At 34.9% G+C, this 18,059-nt stretch carries 18 protein-coding genes; 14 read left to right on the top strand and 4 right to left on the bottom strand.

The genetic code is table 11. The annotated features are described in order from the left end of the window. Position 1: 1 nt before the first annotated feature. Together BN1066_RS18100 and sda are read right to left on the bottom strand one after the other, a co-directional pair. Positions 2 to 2,317, bottom strand: a complete 2,316-nt coding sequence (locus BN1066_RS18100; RefSeq protein WP_077321015.1) for a Na+/H+ antiporter subunit A — start codon at positions 2,315 to 2,317, stop codon at positions 2 to 4. 406 nt (positions 2,318 to 2,723) lie between these two features. Further along, positions 2,724 to 2,870 carry a sporulation histidine kinase inhibitor Sda gene (gene sda / locus BN1066_RS18095; RefSeq protein WP_077321013.1) on the bottom strand — a complete coding sequence of 49 codons (147 nt, stop codon included), beginning with the start codon at positions 2,868 to 2,870 and terminating at the stop codon, positions 2,724 to 2,726. Between the two features lie 412 nt (positions 2,871 to 3,282). On the opposite strand from sda, the gene BN1066_RS18090 reads away from it, so the two are divergent. The 11 genes from BN1066_RS18090 to BN1066_RS18040 all read left to right on the top strand — a co-directional run bounded on the left by BN1066_RS18090 (position 3,283) and on the right by BN1066_RS18040 (position 12,003). Next, the gene (locus BN1066_RS18090; protein WP_077321011.1) at positions 3,283 to 3,798 is read left to right on the top strand and encodes a YqeG family HAD IIIA-type phosphatase; all 516 of its coding nucleotides are present in this window, start codon (positions 3,283 to 3,285) and stop codon (positions 3,796 to 3,798) included. 2 nt (positions 3,799 to 3,800) lie between these two features. Further along, the gene (gene yqeH / locus BN1066_RS18085) at positions 3,801 to 4,901 is read left to right on the top strand and encodes a ribosome biogenesis GTPase YqeH (RefSeq protein ID WP_077321009.1); all 1,101 of its coding nucleotides are present in this window, start codon (positions 3,801 to 3,803) and stop codon (positions 4,899 to 4,901) included. Positions 4,902 to 4,914: 13 nt separating this feature from the next. Further along, positions 4,915 to 5,754, top strand: coding sequence for a shikimate dehydrogenase (gene aroE, locus BN1066_RS18080; RefSeq protein WP_077321007.1), 840 nt, complete (start codon positions 4,915 to 4,917; stop codon positions 5,752 to 5,754). A gap of 1 nt (position 5,755) precedes the next feature. After that, positions 5,756 to 6,046 carry a ribosome assembly RNA-binding protein YhbY gene (yhbY, locus tag BN1066_RS18075; protein ID WP_077321005.1) on the top strand — a complete coding sequence of 97 codons (291 nt, stop codon included), beginning with the start codon at positions 5,756 to 5,758 and terminating at the stop codon, positions 6,044 to 6,046. 11 nt (positions 6,047 to 6,057) lie between these two features. Continuing rightward, the gene (locus tag BN1066_RS18070) at positions 6,058 to 6,624 is read left to right on the top strand and encodes a nicotinate-nucleotide adenylyltransferase (protein WP_077321003.1); all 567 of its coding nucleotides are present in this window, start codon (positions 6,058 to 6,060) and stop codon (positions 6,622 to 6,624) included. Beyond that, positions 6,614 to 7,198, top strand: a complete 585-nt coding sequence (gene yqeK, locus BN1066_RS18065) for a bis(5'-nucleosyl)-tetraphosphatase (symmetrical) YqeK (protein WP_077321001.1) — start codon at positions 6,614 to 6,616, stop codon at positions 7,196 to 7,198. The genes BN1066_RS18070 and yqeK overlap by 11 nt, the downstream gene beginning before the upstream one ends. After that, on the top strand, positions 7,188 to 7,544 hold the full coding sequence (gene rsfS / locus BN1066_RS18060; protein ID WP_077320999.1) for a ribosome silencing factor: 357 nt from the start codon (positions 7,188 to 7,190) through the stop codon (positions 7,542 to 7,544). The genes yqeK and rsfS overlap by 11 nt, the downstream gene beginning before the upstream one ends. A 2-nt stretch (positions 7,545 to 7,546) precedes the next feature. Next, positions 7,547 to 8,290, top strand: coding sequence for a class I SAM-dependent DNA methyltransferase (locus BN1066_RS18055; protein WP_077320997.1), 744 nt, complete (start codon positions 7,547 to 7,549; stop codon positions 8,288 to 8,290). Between the two features lie 145 nt (positions 8,291 to 8,435). Further along, positions 8,436 to 9,041 (top strand): ComEA family DNA-binding protein, encoded by a 606-nt coding sequence (locus BN1066_RS18050; RefSeq protein WP_077320994.1) that lies wholly within the window; start codon positions 8,436 to 8,438, stop codon positions 9,039 to 9,041. A 118-nt stretch (positions 9,042 to 9,159) separates the two neighbouring features. Further along, positions 9,160 to 9,738 carry a ComE operon protein 2 gene (locus BN1066_RS18045; RefSeq protein WP_077320992.1) on the top strand — a complete coding sequence of 193 codons (579 nt, stop codon included), beginning with the start codon at positions 9,160 to 9,162 and terminating at the stop codon, positions 9,736 to 9,738. Beyond that, a complete protein-coding gene (locus BN1066_RS18040) occupies positions 9,739 to 12,003 on the top strand; it encodes a DNA internalization-related competence protein ComEC/Rec2 (RefSeq protein WP_077320990.1) in 2,265 nt (754 codons plus the stop codon). Positions 12,004 to 13,054: 1,051 nt separating this feature from the next. Here BN1066_RS18040 and BN1066_RS18035 read toward each other — a convergent pair. After that, entirely contained in the window at positions 13,055 to 13,189 is a 135-nt protein-coding gene (locus BN1066_RS18035) for a YqzM family protein (protein ID WP_077320989.1), read from the bottom strand. Positions 13,190 to 13,546: 357 nt separating this feature from the next. Between BN1066_RS18035 and holA the strand changes: the two genes are divergently transcribed. Then, a complete protein-coding gene (holA, locus tag BN1066_RS18030; RefSeq protein ID WP_077320987.1) occupies positions 13,547 to 14,581 on the top strand; it encodes a DNA polymerase III subunit delta in 1,035 nt (344 codons plus the stop codon). Positions 14,582 to 14,613: 32 nt separating this feature from the next. On the opposite strand, the gene rpsT is transcribed toward holA, so the two are convergent. Further along, the gene (gene rpsT / locus BN1066_RS18025) at positions 14,614 to 14,880 is read right to left on the bottom strand and encodes a 30S ribosomal protein S20 (RefSeq protein WP_077320985.1); all 267 of its coding nucleotides are present in this window, start codon (positions 14,878 to 14,880) and stop codon (positions 14,614 to 14,616) included. Between the two features lie 642 nt (positions 14,881 to 15,522). On the opposite strand from rpsT, the gene gpr reads away from it, so the two are divergent. Continuing rightward, a complete protein-coding gene (gene gpr / locus BN1066_RS18020; protein WP_077320983.1) occupies positions 15,523 to 16,629 on the top strand; it encodes a GPR endopeptidase in 1,107 nt (368 codons plus the stop codon). A gap of 254 nt (positions 16,630 to 16,883) precedes the next feature. After that, positions 16,884 to 18,050, top strand: a complete 1,167-nt coding sequence (spoIIP, locus tag BN1066_RS18015; RefSeq protein ID WP_077320981.1) for a stage II sporulation protein P — start codon at positions 16,884 to 16,886, stop codon at positions 18,048 to 18,050. Positions 18,051 to 18,059 lie beyond the last annotated feature (9 nt).

The following is an 18,059-nucleotide window of genomic DNA, read 5'->3' as shown; positions in this document are numbered from 1 at the left end:
ATTATTCAGCCTCCTTATTCTTTTTCATTTTAATGAGGCCAACTACTGCTAAAGCGGCGATGCCCAGTACAGAAATTTCGAATAATGTATCTAGGCCACGAAAATCGACTAAAATAACATTCACGATATTATCTCCGCCACCAAGCTTGTGGGAATTCTCTACAAAGTAATCGGAAATGGAATCAAACCATCTGCTGCTGTTTGCCGAAATAGCTACAATGGTTATTAATGCCCCGAAGGCAATGGAGATAATTGCATTTACTGTTTTTGTTTTTAGTGAGTCAGTTGACTTACGCATTTTTGGTAAATGGTAAAAACAAAGCAAGAACAAGGCAACCGTAACCGTTTCAATAACTAATTGGGTTAATGCAATATCTGGTGCCCGGTAAATAACAAACAGTATAGCTACACCAAAACCGACTACCCCAAGTACTAAAATAGCAGCAACATTATGATTCATATAAATAGTAGCAATAGCAGCAATGATCATAACGGCTACCACTGCAATTTCAATAAAAGATGGTTCAGCTAATTGGTTTGTACTAAAAGCAAATCCATCCGTTAAAAACATGTATACAACGGAAATGATAAGGACAGTGCTTAGTATTAAGGACATGTATGTCTTTAATGAACCTGTCATATAAAAGTTAGTGATACGCTTAGAAAACGTGTCCAGCTTGCTAATAATCCCATTATATATATGATTAAAACTAGTTTTACCAGGTAGAAAATTGTAAACAGCTTGCCATTTCTTTCTGGTTATAAACAATACCGTACCAATGCCTACAACGGCTAGTGACATAAATAACGGTGGTATAAAGCCATGCCAAAAAGAAATCTTATTGTATTCGACTGCGTTATTGACTGCAGTTGCAGCGTGTTGTAAAAATGGAGCATTTACCATATTTGGGAACAGACCAATCAGAATAACCCCCGCTACTAAAATAATCGGCGAGATAAGCATGCCAATTGGTGCTTCATGTGGTTTTTTCGGTAATTGATCCAATTGTTTTTTGCCAGTAAATGTCCCAAAAAAGAAATACATGGAATACACAAATGTAAAAATACTACCGATAACTGCTAAATAAGGAATAACTTGACTCCAACCACCTGATCCTAAACCAAGTGTGGCGTCAAAGAACATTTCCTTGCTATAAAAACCGTTTAAAAATGGCAATGGTACTCCAGCCATCGAGAATGTACCAAAGATAGCCAAAGTAGCTGTGATTGGCATGAGTGTTGCTAAACCGCCAAGCTTACGAATATCCCTTGTACCCGTTTCATGGTCGACAATACCTGCTACCATAAACAGACTACCTTTAAATGTTGCATGGTTTAAAATATGAAAAACAGCTGCAAATATAGCGATCGGAGTTCCAAATCCTAGCATTGCCATAATCATTCCAAGCTGACTAATGGTAGAAAACGCTAGAATTGCTTTTAAATCGGTTTGTCTCACGGACATATAAGAGCCCCAACATAATGTAATAATTCCAATAACACTTACAACAATAAAGAACCATTCATATGTTGCAAATATTGGAGAAAAACGAGCAACTAAAAATAAACCAGCTTTTACCATTGTAGCTGAGTGTAAATAGGCACTGACCGGAGTGGGTGCTTCCATAGCATCAGGCAGCCAAATATGGAAAGGAAATTGAGCAGATTTTGTAAATGCTCCTAATAAAATAAAGCCTAAAATCAATGGTAAATAATTACTGCTTAAAATGATATCTGCTTGCTGAATCATCTCCTGTATGCTCGTTGTTCCAGTAATTACATACAACAAAATGAATCCGCCCAACATGCTTAGCCCGCCAAAGACAGTAATTAGCATTGATTTTAATGCACCATAACGGGAACGTTCTTTGAAGTGCCAGTAACCGATAAGTAAAAAGGATGATATCGATGTTAATTCCCAAAATGTATAAAGCACAAAAATGTTGTCAGATAGTACGACACCGAGCATTGCACTCATAAACATGAGTAAAAAAACATAAAAATTACCTAGCTGTTCGGACTTGTCTAGGTAGTAGATGGAATAAAATACAACTAATGCACCTATCCCACTAATTAATAAGACAAACAACAGACTTAAACCATCCAAGTACAAATCAAAATTAATTCCTAGCGATGGAATCCAATTATATTGCTCCATAACCGGTGAAAAATCAGTGCCGATAAAGGAAGCAAAGTAAATAAAAATAAAGAATGGCACAAAGAAAACAAAGATTCCTGTATGTATTTTTGTTTTTAATTTACTTAATGCAGGTATAAAACATGCAATAAGAAGTGGAATGAGTACTGCAAATAACATGGATTGGAATTCCTCCTTTATAGACTGAAACGGCTTTAAAAATAATTGCTTTCTATGAACACCAGTAACCCCGCTTTAATTGGTTCTTGGCTTTACATGAGTGGACAGACCCGTGACGAGGATAAATAATCATATTTTGTTATTTTTATACGTAATTACTTATTCCATTACAATAAATAGAGAATGGTAAAATGTGGTATTAAATCCATATCAGAATTGGTTGGGTCAAACTTTTGTCCTAGAGTAAAAATATTAGAAATGGATGGACTACTACCTTCGTATATAAGAAGCCTTAACAAAGACAATTTTAACACATTAAATTATCAATAAAAATAAAAAACCCTTAGAAATCACAAATTCGTAAAGGGTTTTTTAGTTTCTTCATATTTAATATAGCGATAAAAATTTAACCTGATTTTATGTTTTTTATTTTATCCGATAGCTGTCTTCTATGAATTTCTTCTTCAATTAAAGAAAGAAAATCAGGGCTTAGATTTAATTCATTTGCTGTAATGTATGATTCGAGCAATAGTTCGTCCGACAAATGTTCCATAAATACAGCCCTCCTAAAAGTAAAAATCTTCTGTAATAAGTTATTAATAATTTACCATGAACCTAAATCTAGGACAAGGTTGAAGTTATCTACAATTGGCTGTAGATAACCTGTGTACAAAATTGGAAAAAATGCTAGAAACGCATATAAATCAACTCGAAAAATGTTAATAAAGTTATCCACAGTGCAAAAAAAGGGGGGATTTGTCGAACGATTTATTCAAATAACTTGCATATTATACGACGTTCATTAAAACTAAAAGCACGATATAATGAGTTATGAATAAAAATTCAAGGCAAACAGCTTATTAAAATTTATAAAGGACTTCTCTTTATTTTTCTAGAAAGTTGAAAAGGATAAGGTTATAATTGTATTCTTGTAGTAAGTAGAAAGATGATAATGAGGTGTAACTGTGCTGAAGAAGTTTTTGCCGAATGAGCATGTTAAAAGTATATTTGAAATCCATCCGAGTGCTTTAAAAGAAAAGGGAATTAAAGGTATTATTACCGATTTGGATAATACATTAGTCGCTTGGGATGTTAAGGATGCAACTTCAGAAGTAATTCAATGGTTTCAATTAATGAAGGAATATGACATTAAGGTTACGATTATATCGAATAATAATAGTGAAAGAGTTAGGGTTTTTTCGGAACCGTTAGATACGCCATTTGTATTTAGTGCTCGTAAACCGTTAACAAAGGCATTTAAAACGACCGCTAAAAAAATGGGATTAAAAAAAGAGGAAATTGTTGTCATTGGCGATCAAATTTTAACGGATATATTTGGTGGAAACATCGCTGGATTTTATACTATATTAGTTGTTCCTATCATTCAAACAGATGGGCGATTAACGAGAATTAATCGGAAAATTGAACGTCGAATCCTTGCATATATGCGTAAAAAAGGAAAGATTAGCTGGGAGGAATAAATTTGGAAACAATCTATTGTCAAGGATGTGGGGTGCTTATTCAGACAACTGATAGAAGTGAGCCTGGGTATACACCACCATCCTCATTAACTAAAGAAGATGTATTATGTCAACGATGCTTTCGATTAAAGCATTATAATGAAATACAGGATGTCTCTTTAACGGATAGGGACTTTTTAAAAATGGTTGGAACGATTAGAAATGCTCGAGGTCTTGTCGTTCATATTGTTGATATTTTCGATGTAGACGGAACTTTAATTAGCAGCTTGTCGCGTATTGTTGGTGATAAACCGATCCTGTTAGTCGGTAATAAAATGGATCTTATCCCTAAATCTGTAAATAAAAGAAAATTAATGCAATGGCTTCGTTCTCAAGCGAAAAAAGCCGGAATAAAGGTAGTAGATTGTTTTTTGATTTCTTCTATGAAAGGTCATGGGTTGGAAGAATTAACAGAGCAAATTGAAAGACAGCGAAAAGAGAAGAATGTTTATATCGTAGGTACCACGAATGTAGGTAAATCAACGTTTATTAATCGACTAATCAAGCAATCCACTGGATATAGTGAAGTAATTACCACTTCCTATTTTCCTGGGACGACGCTTGGGTTTATTGAAATCCCATTAGACGATAATTCATCTCTAATTGATACTCCCGGTATTGTAAATAAACAACAGATGGCGCATTATATTTCTAAGGATGATTTAAAAGTAATCACGCCGAACAAGGAAATAAAGCCACGAGTATATCAGTTAAATCATGGACAAACTTTATATTTTGGCGGTTTAGCAAGATTAGATTTTATAAAAGGGGATAAGCAATCGTTTGTTTGTTATTTTTCAAATCAATTACCCATCCATCGAACCAAACTGGAAAAGGCAGACGCACTATACGAAAACCATTTAGGAGAATTATTATCCCCACCAACAAAAACCTCTGTCGATAAAGTTCCACCATTTATTGCGAGTACATTTCGCATAGAGGCAGGTAAGTATGATATTGTTTTTCCTGGTTTAGGCTGGGTAAGTATTTTAGGAAATGGAGCTACCGTAACAGCCCATCGACCAAAAGGTGTTGCTGTTTCGATAAGGGATTCATTTAATTAGGAGGAGAGTACTAGTGGTATATCGTTTCGGCTTAATCGGATATCCAATTTCTCATTCGTTATCACCGTGGATACACGAACGGTTTATGGAGAAAACGTCAACCAAAGGAACGTATTCACTATTTGAGTTTACACAACAAACACCTGTAGAAGGGATTCTCAAGCATTTAAAGTCCAAAAACGTACATGGTTTTAATGTAACTGTTCCCTTTAAACAACAGATCATGCCTTTTCTGGATGAGATAGATCAGATTGCTAATCGAACTGGAGCTGTTAATACGGTAATAAATAAAAATGGAAAATGGATCGGTTATAACACAGATGGAGTCGGCTATGTACGTTCTTTACAGGATAAGTTTCCAAACTTGTTTAAAATGACACCTCGTCGTGCACTGATTCTTGGTGGGGGTGGCGCTGCTCGAGGGATCTTTACTGCACTGGATCAGTTTCATTTTGATCAGATTGACATTGCTAATCGAACAAAAGAAAAGGCTGCTGCTATTTGTCGTCATGCAAATAAAGACTCCCAAGTGTTGTCCTTCGTGGAAGCAGAAGCAAAGCTAGCGGATTATGATATTGTGATTCAGACAACTTCTGTAGGTATGAAGCCTAATATAGAGCAAACAATAATTGCAAACAAGGATTTTCCGTCCAATGTGATTTATAGTGATATCATCTATCAACCGATGAAGACAAAATTTTTGCAGCAGGCAGAAAAGAGTGGAGCACCTGTCCATTATGGTCATACGATGTTACTATATCAGGCACAATATGCTTTTGAGATCTGGACCAGGAAAAAGCCAGATATTGGAATGATGGAAGATGAGTTAGAGCAAATTTTGAAAGGAAGATAGTATGTTAACAGGGAAACAAAAACGTTTTTTACGTGCTGAAGCAAATCAACTGAAGCCGATTTTTCAAGTTGGTAAAATAGGTGTAAATCAAAATATGGTTACTCAAATTGAAGATGCCTTGGAGAAAAGAGAACTATTGAAAGTAAGCATTTTACAAAATTGCCTAGAAGATAAAACGATCGTTGCCGAACAATTAGCTGAAGGAACAGGTGCTGAAATTGTACAAATTATAGGGAATAACATCGTCCTTTATAAAGAATCTAAAGAAAATAAGCATATTCAACTTCCGTAAAGGGTGGTATCATGGAACGAATTGGTATATTAGGGGGAACTTTTGATCCACCACATATTGGACATTTAATTATTGCGGAAGAAGTTCGGCTCGCATTACATTTAGCTGAAATTTGGTTCATCCCATCTTATACACCTCCTCATAAGGAAGAGGCAAAAACAAGTCCGGATCATCGGTTAGAGATGGTTCGGCTTGCTATTAAGGATAATCCTTATTTTAAGGTGAATACAGTGGAATTAGAGAGAAGCGGTAAGTCTTACACGATTGATACGGTTAAGGAATTACAAAAACGGTATTTGGATAAGGAATTTTATTTTATTATTGGTGCAGATATGGTTGAATATTTACCGAAGTGGCATCGGATTGAGGAACTTTCCGAGTTAGTTACTTTCGTTGGGGTGAAACGGCCAAATTATCAATTAAAAAGCAGTTTTCCTATTAAAGAAGTTGACATACCCCTAATTGAAATTTCATCAACATTGCTGCGTAAACGATGTGCTAAAGGGGAATCTGTAAACTATTGGTTACCTCAATCCGTTTATCATTATTTGAAGGAGCATCATTTATATGGATATTGATACAGCGATAGAGAAAGTAAAACCACAGCTTACAAAAGAGCGATTTGCCCATTCATTACGAGTGGCTGAGTTGTCTAAAAAACTAGCTAATCAGTTTGGAGAAAATGAATATAAGGCGGAATTAGCCGGTGTATTACATGATTACGCCAAATATCGTTCAAAGGAGGAATTGGCTCGGTGGATTTTGACTACATCTTTACCAAAGGATTTGCTTCAATATCATCATGAGCTATGGCATGGTCCGGTTGGTGCTCTGTTAGTAGAAAAAGAACTCGGCATCCAAGACAAAGTAATCCAAGAGGCAGTTCACTACCATACAACTGGTAGGGCGTATATGAGTAAGCTGGAAATGATTATTTTTTTAGCAGATTATATGGAGCCGGGTAGAAAATTCCCTGGAGTGGATAAAGTAAGAGAAGTAGCAAAAAAGAATTTAGAACAAGCTTGTTTCATGGCATTAGCAAATACTATTCAGTATTTGCTCGGAAAACAGGCTACCATCTATCCTGATACATTTTACGCATATAATTATTTTAATCGAAAAATTAAGGAGGAATTAGTTAGTGGAAAATAAGAACATTGTACAATTAGCGGCAGAAGCTTGTGATGATAAACGCGCAGAAAACATCCTGGTACTTAATATGAAAGAGGTTTCTTTAATAGCTGATTATTTTTTAATTTGTCATGGTAATAATGAGCGACAAGTACAAGCAATTGCTCGAGGAATCAAAGAAAAAATGGAAGAAAATGAAGTTACTTTGTATCGATTAGAAGGCTTTGACCAAGCTAGATGGATTTTAGTAGATATAGGTGACGTAGTTTGTCACGTCTTTCATAAAGATGAGCGAGGTTATTATAACTTAGAGCGGCTTTGGGGAGATGCTGCAGAAATTCCAGTTTTAACAAGACAGGACCAATAGCTATGGCATATGAACGAATGGCAGACCTTTATGATATATTTATGAATGACGCACCTTATGATAAGTGGGTTAAATTTACCGCGTCATTACTCGGTAATAAAGCGATCACTCTAGCTGATTTAGGTTGTGGTACTGGAGAGCTTACATTACGATTAGCACAAAAGTTTGATCAAGTTATCGGTATAGATAGTGCTCCTGAGATGTTAGCTTATGCAGAACAAAAAAGTCGATTAGCGGATGTATCGGTTCAATGGGTCTGTCAAGATATAAGAAGTCTTGACGGGTTCTGTAATCTTGGTGCAGCGGTTAGCTTTTGTGATGTCATCAATTATATAACGTCAGAGAGTGAGTTAATCCAGGCCTTTCAACAGATCAACAATGCTTTAAGCCCTGGTGGAATTTTTTTATTTGATATACACTCCATTGACTTTATAAGGAATTACTATTTGGATCAAACATTTGCTGATGTTACAGGGGATGCAGCATACATATGGTTTTGCTCAGAAGGAGAACAATCAGGTGAAATGTATCATGACTTGACATTTTTTGTGAAAAATAAAGAAGGCAACTACAAGAGATTTCATGAAGTTCATCACCAACGAACATTTTCAGTTGATTTTTATAAAAAAATTTTAGAGAGGGTAGGCTTTGAAAATATAAACATATACGGTGATTTTTCGATAATAGAAAATAGTGTAACCGAAAATACATCAAGAATTTTCTTTTCAGCAGAAAAAAGTAAGTAATTATCTTTTTTTTTATGAAAAAGGAGTTTAGATGGTACATGTGGAATAGACAGTATGATAGGAGATTATGTTTTATATTGTCTCATACCTCTTCAGATAAAGTTTAGCTAACTGTTATAAGTTAGCTAAAAGGAGGTGAAACCCAATGTATCTCACCAGTAAATTAAAAAAAGTTTTTTTCCTTATTGCAGTTCCATTAGCTATTATTATTGTGTTATTATTAGCGAATGAAAGAAATCAAAACCAAAAAGAGTCGTCTATTATAATTAATGAAAAGCCAAAGGAGGACTCAACAGACAATCAATCCTCAGAAGAAGCATCAACAAATACCTCTGTTTTTATTGATATAAAAGGAGAAGTAAAACAACCAGGAGTATATGAAATGAAAGCACAAGATCGGGTGATTGATGCGATTAAAACTGCAGGTGGATTTACAGCAAACGCAGATCAATCACATGTTAATTTAGCACAAAAATTGCAAGATGAAATGGTAATCGAAGTAATTGCCAATAATGAGGATTCATCTATCTCGACTACTTCAGGAGCTGCAACAACGGAAAAAATAAACATCAATCAAGCAACTGCTGAGGAAATTGAGGAATTAAATGGAATTGGACCAAGTAAAGCAGCAGCAATTATCCAATACCGAGAGGAAAATGGAATGTTTAAACAAATGGAGGACTTATTGAATGTATCTGGAATTGGCGAAAAAACGTTAGAAGCAATTCAAGATGATATTCAAATACCATAGAAGTATATGTTCAAAAAGGGGATAAAAAGCTGAAGGCAGCTAAGATCATCATATCTTTTTTGAACGACCTTTAGATATTAAAATTATGATAATTTTTTAAAAAGAAGGGGAAACGGATATGGAACGGATTTCGTGGGATCAATATTTTATGGCACAGAGCCATTTATTAGCACTTCGCAGTACATGCACAAGATTAATGGTAGGTGCGACGATTGTACGTGATAAACGAATTATAGCCGGAGGATACAATGGTAGTGTTTCTGGCAGTGTACATTGCATAGATGAAGGCTGTTATGTGATTGATGGTCATTGTGTCCGAACGATTCATGCAGAGGCAAATGCATTATTGCAATGCGCTAAGTTTGGCGTTGCTACAGAAGGGGCGGATATTTATGTGACACATTTTCCTTGCTTACAGTGCTGTAAGCAGTTAATCCAGGCTGGAATCCGCACCGTCTATTATGCAGAAGATTATCATAATCATCCATATGCTATTTCATTATTCGCTGAAGCAAACGTAGCGATAAAAAAAGTGAAGCTGGATTATTTATTGGTCGATACGAATTATCGAGAGAAGCAGCAGCTAATTGAAGAATTGCTCGAAAAGTTAGAACAAAACAACGTGAAAACGAATGAAATAGAACGATTAAAAAGTGAAGCCATACACTTATTTCAAATTAAATGTAAAGGTGAGTAGATGACTGGATATTGGCATTTTCCTGCATTAGCAGCTGTCATAAGTATGTTCTCCATTTGGATTTCTCCTTTAATTATCGGTGTATTTCTAATTTGGTTAAGCTATTTATTTTTGAAGAGGCGGATAGCCCTCCTTCCTTCCGTGCTATCCCTTCTATCTCTTCTATTTTTCTTCACCTATCTTGAACCACTTGCAATAAAGGAACAGACACTTCATTTGAAACAATCTGCAGAGCTTAGCGGAAAAATTATTAGCCTCGTTAAGCAAACCAATACCCACTTTTCCTTTACCCTACAAAATGATCAAACATCAACTAACATCCAAGTTATCCATTTTTATAAGAAGCCTCCAAAATCACTCGAAAAAAATATTCAGTATGGTTCTACATGCAAATTAAATGCTGAAATAAAACTTCCAGAGACCAAGAGTAATCCCGGACAATTTGACTATCGCTCTTATTTACAAACAAAAGGAATTTCCTATCAAGCTGTGTTAGCGGATATGACTCAACTGCAATGTAAAGCTGGCAGAGGTATATTACCGATTATTTATCAATTTAGAGATACCTTCTTCATCTATATAGGACAAACGTTAAGTGATGAAGCGGCAGCTTGGGTAAAAGCGTTAGTCTTTGGAGATGATTCCTATTTAGATGAAGATACGATAGAGATGTTTCAACGGTGGGGTATGAGCCATTTATTAGCAATTTCCGGATTACATGTAGGAATTGTTATTGCTTTGTTATATATGTTACTGGTAAAACTGAATCTAATGACAAAAGAAAATGCACAGTGGGTGATATTCTGCATTCTTCCATTGTATGCAGTTATAGCCGGTGGTGAACCCTCCGTTTGGCGTGCCAGTCTAATGACCTGCCTGTTTATTCTTCTTTATAAAACAGGAATAAAATGGAGTGTTACGGATGTATTAAGTATTGTGTTTATATTGCTAGTTACTTTAGATAAATTAATTATTTATCATGTGGGATTTCAACTTTCGTTTGCGGTTACCTTCGCTTTATTAATTTCGAAACAGCTGATTATAAATACAACATCAAGAATAGAACAAATAATCTATATTAGCTTTATTGCACAAATTGCTATATTGCCAATTCAAATTTATTATTTTTCTTTATTTCAGCCACTTTCTATTTTGGTTAACATGGTAATGGTACCATACTATTCTTTTTTTGTTATTCCAATGATGTTTGGTTTACTGATATTTTCACCACTTGCAATCGTTTCATTTCTAGATGGGATTTTTCTGACCATTCATGAACAAGCAATGAATATTGTAAAGTTTATCGATAACTATGTAAATTACCCCTGGATAATGGGCCCGTTACCTTGGATAGTAGTCCTTGGTTTTTATATGTTATTCATTTTATTTATGCAGTTTTGGGAAAATAATAAGCTGTATAAAGCATTCTTCTGTGCTTGCTTGATGACAATCGTAATTATAGGAAATACTTTACGTCCTTATTTATCTCCCTGGGGCTTGGTTACGATGTTAGATATTGGTCAAGGAGATGCATTTATCATTGAACTGCCTTACCGAAAAGGTGTCATACTAATTGATGCAGGCGCAACATTTTCGTTTCAAGAAAAGCAACCTTCCAGACGTATTTATGAACAAATTTTGAAGCCTTATTTATTCTCAAGGGGAATTGTTAAGATTGATGCGGTGTTTATCACACATGAAGATCTCGATCATAATGGCAGTATTCCATTTTTGTTTGATGATTTTACGGTGGATTCAATTATAGTAAGTAACTACTACGATACAAAACAAAAAAGTATTGTTCCCTCACCCGAAGAAACGGAACAAATATTTGTAGAAGCCGCCTCTACAATTAATTTGCATGGTCAGCTCTTCCATGTTCTTGGTCCGATGCGGGATAAGCGAGCTGCTAATGAAAATTCGCTTGTGTTGTATACGAAATTTGGAGAAGCACATTGGCTGTTTACCGGGGATATAACGAAGGATGAAGAGAGAGAAATAGCTAAGGCTTATCCAAATCTTCAAGTAGATGTACTTAAGATCGCTCATCATGGCAGCAATACTTCCACCGATGAGAACGTAGTGCAACAGCTTCATCCTCAGGTAGCGTTATTATCGGTTGGGAGAGAAAATCGCTATGGGCACCCTGCTTCTGAGGTAATTAAGACCTTGGATTCCATTCTGTTACTTCGAACGGATGAAGATGGGGCTATTCAATACCGGTTTAATCAACAAACCGGAACATTTAAAACATTTTGGCCATAAGCTATCATGGATTTCTTTATATTTATCCCACATGTAATTGGCAGTTAGACTGCCCTTCCATGCTATAGGGTGAAACTTAGAAGGATAATTGGAATGGTCCAACTGCCAATAATTGTCCGATTCAGTTCATAGGCCTTTAGGTTAATCCTTGTGGTACTAACAATCAGTGGGGAATAAAAGAAAACCCCTGATGAGTGAAGATTTATTTTATGGAATATAATTTTTTTATCCTACCATAAGAATCTCGTTTTAAGAAGTCTAAGCAGTTGAAACGACATCTAAATTTGGTTCGCTTGGACTGATAGGACTAGAGAGACTGCTTGAATAACCATCGCATGCAGAAAAAGCGTTTTTCTTTTTCAAGGACAAGGAAAGAGTGCGTCAGCGATTTATTGCCATTTTTCAAGGACAGAGAAGCTAAGGAAGCGATACATCGCGGTTTTTCAAGGACTAGAAAAACTTCGGCGGGAATACATCACGTTTTTTAAGGACGCAGCCTTTGTGTTACTTTTTAACATAGATGAAGGGAAAAGCACGATAAATGAAATTTCACTTTATAAAAGGCATAATAAAGCACGCATGATAAAATTATTTTAAAAAATACAGAAAGGCATCCATATTCTTCATAAGAACCTTTTTTTAAACAAACAAGATGCTAAGAAATGGATGGCATTCGAGAGTACGAACAGGTTGTAAAATGATATGAACCTCTTTTTATCAACTTAATTATGAAACAGTATCCATGCGATCCATTTATTTATAGAAAATCATTAAACAGTTACTCCATAATTTAGAAAAAAATATAAGAACAAAAACAGAACGTTTGGCGAAATAAAAAAACTTGTCTTTGCAACGGGATATGTCGATGCTTTATTTTATGGCAACTCCGCTTTTAGTCAGCCTTCCTTCCTTTTTGATTCGAACCGATGTTAATTTACCGTACAGATCGAAGTTTGTTTTGCTTCATTGCATAAGCTATACGAAACGATATCCATTATATAGAAACAGAAATAGTTTTTATCACATAAAAAAGAGACTTTAAACAGTCTCTTTACGATCCTAACACACTGATTGTAACACCGATAGCAAATATTAATAAAAAGAAAACAAATGAAAGGGTGAAACCCTTAATATTATCAACCATATCATTTGTTTTTGATTGCGTATCTTTTTCAAACTCGTTCATGTTAACCCCTCCCAATATAAGTTAGATACGATAAAAAATCCACTTATATCACATTCTAACATATAAACGTCTTCATTCCAAAATTAGAAAGACTTAACATCAATACTTTTACGTAAAAGGGAAAGTCTATAAGTAAAGCAAATATCGTTTGGCTAGCTGTTCCTAGGGCAGTTATTCAAGCGTTGATATAGATTGGAGAGGGATCATTTCCAAGTTAAGTATCCCTCTCTGTTACCCTATGTCAAATGATTTTAGACATGAAACAAAAAATCAAAAAATGTATACAACAATTTCGCTCTTGCGATTATCTTTACAACGATTTACCATAAAGATATGTTGAAAAATGGAGTGAATGGGATGGCCTATTTAGAAACTTTAAAAAAGATTAAGAAAAAACAACTATCACCTGTATATTTATTTTATGGAAATGAATCCTTTTTTATACAAAGTTTAATTAAACAATTAGAGCGGGTTGTAATTCACAATGATGAGGACAATCTTGCTGTTTATGATTTGGAAGAAATGCCGGTTGAAGATGTTATTGCTGATGTTGAAACATATCCTTTTTTTGGTGAACGGAAGCTCGTAATTGCTAATAACGCATCATTCTTAAAAGCAAAACAAGATAAAAATTCCGTTGAACATCAATTGTCGATGTTAGAAACGTATTTAACAGCACCTGTAGATTATTCTATCTTAGTATTAACAGCACCTTATGAAAAAATAGATGAACGGAAAAAAATAACGAAATTAATAAAAAAACACGCTGTTGTTGCGAATTGTAATCCAATAAAGGAATATGAACTAAAAAAATGGATTGACGAACTTGCAGGTCAATTTAAGATTGAGCTAACCAATGAAGTTTACGATATGCTGGAAGTAGAAGTGTCTACAAATCTATTGTTATTGGAAAATGAGTTACATAAATTTTCGCTCTATGTAGGTGAAAATGGTCAAGTGACAAAAGAGATCGCTGAGGATTTAATGTCGCATACACCAACGAATACTTCTCTTCGCTTAGTCGATGCCGTTATGAACCGTGATTTATATAGGGCAATAGCAATTTATAAAGATTTAGAAAAACAAAAGGAAGATCCAATTGCCATGATTGGACTGCTTGCTTTTCAGTTTCGGACTCTTTTTCGAGTTAAACTATTAAGACAAAAAGGGTATACACAAGCGCAAATGGAGAAAATACTCGGAATTCACCCATATGTAATTAAAATTGCATTAAAACGAGAAAAGCATTTTACAATTGATTTGCTTATATACATTATGAATGAGTTTGCCGAAACAGACAGGATAATAAAGCAAGGCAAAATGGAAAAAGAGTTGGCATTTGAAATGCTTCTTTATCATTTGGTCACAGGCCAAGCAACGAGAGCACAATAATAATAAAAAAACGATCCTATAGGATCGTTTTTTTATGCTCCAAGCTGATTAATTCGTTGCTCTAAACGGGATTTTTGACGGTTTCCAAAATTCTGGTGTACAATTCCTTTTCCTACTGCTTTATCAATTGCTTTCTTTGCAGCTTGATAAGCAATACTTGCATTTTCCTTATCTTTTGCTTCAATAAGTTTTTCTACTTGTTTAATTTGTGAACGCATTGCAGATTTTTGTGTATTGTTATTCAAACGTTTTTTGTTATTCGTTTCTACACGCTTAATTGCAGATTTAATATTAGCCAATGTCTTTCACCTCCTAAATCATCGCCACTTGTAGAGATGTATATGGGTTATTATCCTCAGGCAAATTTTTCCGTTAATTTAATTATGTTTTGTCTTTGGACAAAGGTCATTTTACCAAAGGAAACGGTTGTTTTCAAGTAGCTATGTCGAAGAATAAAAAAGTTTTTCTAAATACAAAGATAAGATTAACAAGAAATTTAAAAAATAAACTTACGACAATTTGTAAATAGATATTCAAATAGCCAAGTAAAAATGATGCAGCGAATTTCATTTTACATTAGCGTGTATAAAAATTATTGTGGAAGGATATTTTATATTTTTCTTCTACATGTAAAATACGTATTCTTCCCGCTTTGAACAACGGTTATTAGCTTGATAACTATGTCAGAGATCAGCTTCTAAATCCCAATTCGTTCTAGATGAATGAGTTTGTAAAATTGGTTCAAGCTAGAATAAAGGAAACTTCATTCAATAAGTTTTTCCTTCCCCATTATGGAATGTTAGTACCTTAAAGGTGTGACCTAAGGGCCTTTGAACCGAATTGAGTATTTAGGTGTCGATTTCTTCCTGTTTTTATCACTCTTGAAGTGGAAGATGGGCATCTTAAATGCGGATAAAATATATGTAAAGGATGAGCGATGAATGGATCAAGCAAATGAGAATATTGTCCCTTATCAAGTTAGAACCGATCTTGCTGTGGAAGCAAAGGATATGTATGTTGAAAATCAACAAAATACAGAACAGGAAATAAAAGGGGTAACGATCAAAGAACGTGAAGAAAAGGGAATAAAAATATCCTGTGTAGAAATTGATGAAACAGGAGCTGAGCTACTGCAAAAGAAGTCGGGAACATATATTACCATCTATGCAGATGGGGTGAAACGTCAGGACACAAAAAGACAAGAGCAAGCAGCGAAAGTATTAGCAAAGGAGTTAGAAGCATTAATTGCTGCCAACAATATTCCTAAAGATGGTAAATGTCTAATCGTTGGATTGGGAAATTGGAATGTTACACCAGATGCGTTAGGGCCGATGACGATAGAAAAAGTGTTAGTGACAAGTCATTTATTTGAACTGGAGCATGAAACGGTTGCAGAAGGTTACCGACCTACTGCTGCTATAACTCCTGGTGTGATGGGCATAACCGGCATTGAGACGAGTAATATTATTTTTGGGATTGTAGAAAAATTTAAGCCGGATTTTGTTATTTGTATTGATGCCTTAGCTTCAAGATCAATTGAAAGAGTTAACGAAACCATTCAATTGTCCAATACCGGTATTCATCCAGGATCTGGTGTTGGTAATAAACGTAAAGAAATCAGCAAAGAAACACTAGGTATTCCAGTTTTTGCTATAGGTGTTCCTACTGTTGTAGATGCGGTGACGATCGCTAGTGATACGATCGATTTTTTGTTGAAGCATTTTGGAAGGGAATGGAAAGAAAAGGATAAGCCATCTAAATCCTTAACACCTGCTGGACTTTCATTTGGAAATAGAAGTTTAACGGATGAAGACATGCCAGACAAGGAAAAACGACAAACGTTTTTAGGTATTGTCGGTAGTCTTGATGATGAACAAAAAAGAAAACTGATTACCGAAGTGTTAACACCGCTTGGACATAATTTAATGGTTACACCAAAAGAAGTCGATGGGTTTATGAAAGATATGGCAAATTTACTTGCCAATGGTGTTAATGCTGCATTGCATGAAACCGTGGATGTTGATAATTTTGCTTTTTATTCAAGATAAAAAAGAGTATACAAACAGTTTAGCGAGCATTCTATTAATCAGCTTAAAGACAGACATATTCAAATGAAAGAGCTGATTAGGAATGCTCTTTTGCTTTTTCGAAGTCATAGAAATACTAAAGATATGCTTACGCGAGGGACATTCTTACATCTGGATTGAATCTATTTTTGGGTTCTAGTTTTGCAATTCACTTCATAGAGTGAACTATAGAAAAAGATAGTGTTATGAAGTTGCATTTCAGAAAGGGTGGAACCATGCAATGGAAAAGTAACTGGCTGCGCTCATTTTATCAAAAAGGCAGTGTTTATTTCATTGGTTTTGTTTTATTATTTATATTTATTGGAATAATGACTACGGTAAAGCCTGCTTATCGATTATCATCAGAAATTATTACTGGATGGACAAATGATATTGATAGTTCATTTTTCTATTATTTACTGAGCTTGGAAAATCGTGCCTTTCAACAAAGTTATCTAACCGATAAAAACAAGCCAAATGTCTCAACAATCTTATTTCAAGTAGCAACCAATCTTACACCCAAAGACCCTCGTAGTCTAATAAGAAATGAGATACCTGGATTTTCCAGTTTTGATAATCAAATTTTAATTGCTGGTAAGGGAACCAACTTTACTAATTTTCCTATTGAGTCTTCCCCCCCTTTAAAAGACGTTTTAAAAGAACGACAAGCATTTATCGATCAGCAAGATAAAGAAACGGAGTGGAACAAAAATGATAACCGTACAAAGAAATCCCATCCTACAACCGGAGATAAAAATGTTGTGTTTTTGTATAACACGCATAACCGAGAATCATTTTTACCACATTTACCTAATGTATCTGATCCAAATGAAGCTCATCATAAAGAAGTAAATATTACCAAGGTAAGTGAACGGTTAGCAACATCGTTAAAAGCGAATGGCATAGGAACAAAGGTAGATAACACCGATATTATGAGTGAACTGAACAATAAGGGCTGGGACTATGGAAAATCTTATGAAGCCTCAAGAAAAATTGTTCGTGAGACTGTTGCAGCAAATAAAGACATTACCTATGTTTTTGATCTGCATCGCGATTCAATCGATAGGAATAAAACAACAACGAAAATTAATCAAAAATCATATGCTCGAGTTATGATTGTCATTGGCGCAGAGCATGATGCGTATGAAAAAAATCAAAAACTAGCAGCTAAATTACATTATTTATTAGAAGAAAAGTACCCTGGCTTAAGTAGAGGAGTGTTTACGAAGAAAGGTGCAGGGACAAATGGTATATTTAATCAGGATTTATCAGAAAATGCGTTACTGTTGGAGTTTGGTGGAGTAGAAAATAATATAGACGAGCTGTATCGTTCAGCTGATGCATTCGCGGATGTATTAAGTGAATTATATTGGGATGCTGAGAAAGTAGACGCTGATTCTTAGGAGGGTTAA

The sequence above is a fragment of the Virgibacillus proomii genome (assembly GCF_900162615.1).
Lineage (GTDB): Bacteria > Bacillota > Bacilli > Bacillales > Amphibacillaceae > Virgibacillus > Virgibacillus proomii.
The sequence above is the reverse complement of the archived record's forward strand: the minus strand, read 5'-3'. Positions and strand labels throughout refer to the sequence as shown.

Bases quoted from the DNA above. Each gene is read 5' to 3' on its own strand.
- gpr (WP_077320983.1), top strand. From the start codon at position 15,523: ATGGATCAAGCAAATGAGAATATTGTCCCTTATCAAGTTAGAACCGAT.
- BN1066_RS18055 (WP_077320997.1), top strand. From the start codon at position 7,547: ATGGCATATGAACGAATGGCAGACCTTTATGATATATTTATGAATGAC.
- BN1066_RS18045 (WP_077320992.1), top strand. From the start codon at position 9,160: ATGGAACGGATTTCGTGGGATCAATATTTTATGGCACAGAGCCATTTA.
- yhbY (WP_077321005.1), top strand. From the start codon at position 5,756: ATGTTAACAGGGAAACAAAAACGTTTTTTACGTGCTGAAGCAAATCAA.
- sda (WP_077321013.1), bottom strand. From the start codon at position 2,870: ATGGAACATTTGTCGGACGAACTATTGCTCGAATCATACATTACAGCA.
- BN1066_RS18040 (WP_077320990.1), top strand. From the start codon at position 9,739: ATGACTGGATATTGGCATTTTCCTGCATTAGCAGCTGTCATAAGTATG.
- BN1066_RS18100 (WP_077321015.1), bottom strand. From the start codon at position 2,317: ATGTTATTTGCAGTACTCATTCCACTTCTTATTGCATGTTTTATACCT.
- holA (WP_077320987.1), top strand. From the start codon at position 13,547: ATGGCCTATTTAGAAACTTTAAAAAAGATTAAGAAAAAACAACTATCA.
- spoIIP (WP_077320981.1), top strand. From the start codon at position 16,884: ATGCAATGGAAAAGTAACTGGCTGCGCTCATTTTATCAAAAAGGCAGT.
- BN1066_RS18070 (WP_077321003.1), top strand. From the start codon at position 6,058: ATGGAACGAATTGGTATATTAGGGGGAACTTTTGATCCACCACATATT.
- BN1066_RS18050 (WP_077320994.1), top strand. From the start codon at position 8,436: ATGTATCTCACCAGTAAATTAAAAAAAGTTTTTTTCCTTATTGCAGTT.
- yqeK (WP_077321001.1), top strand. From the start codon at position 6,614: ATGGATATTGATACAGCGATAGAGAAAGTAAAACCACAGCTTACAAAA.
- BN1066_RS18035 (WP_077320989.1), bottom strand. From the start codon at position 13,189: ATGAACGAGTTTGAAAAAGATACGCAATCAAAAACAAATGATATGGTT.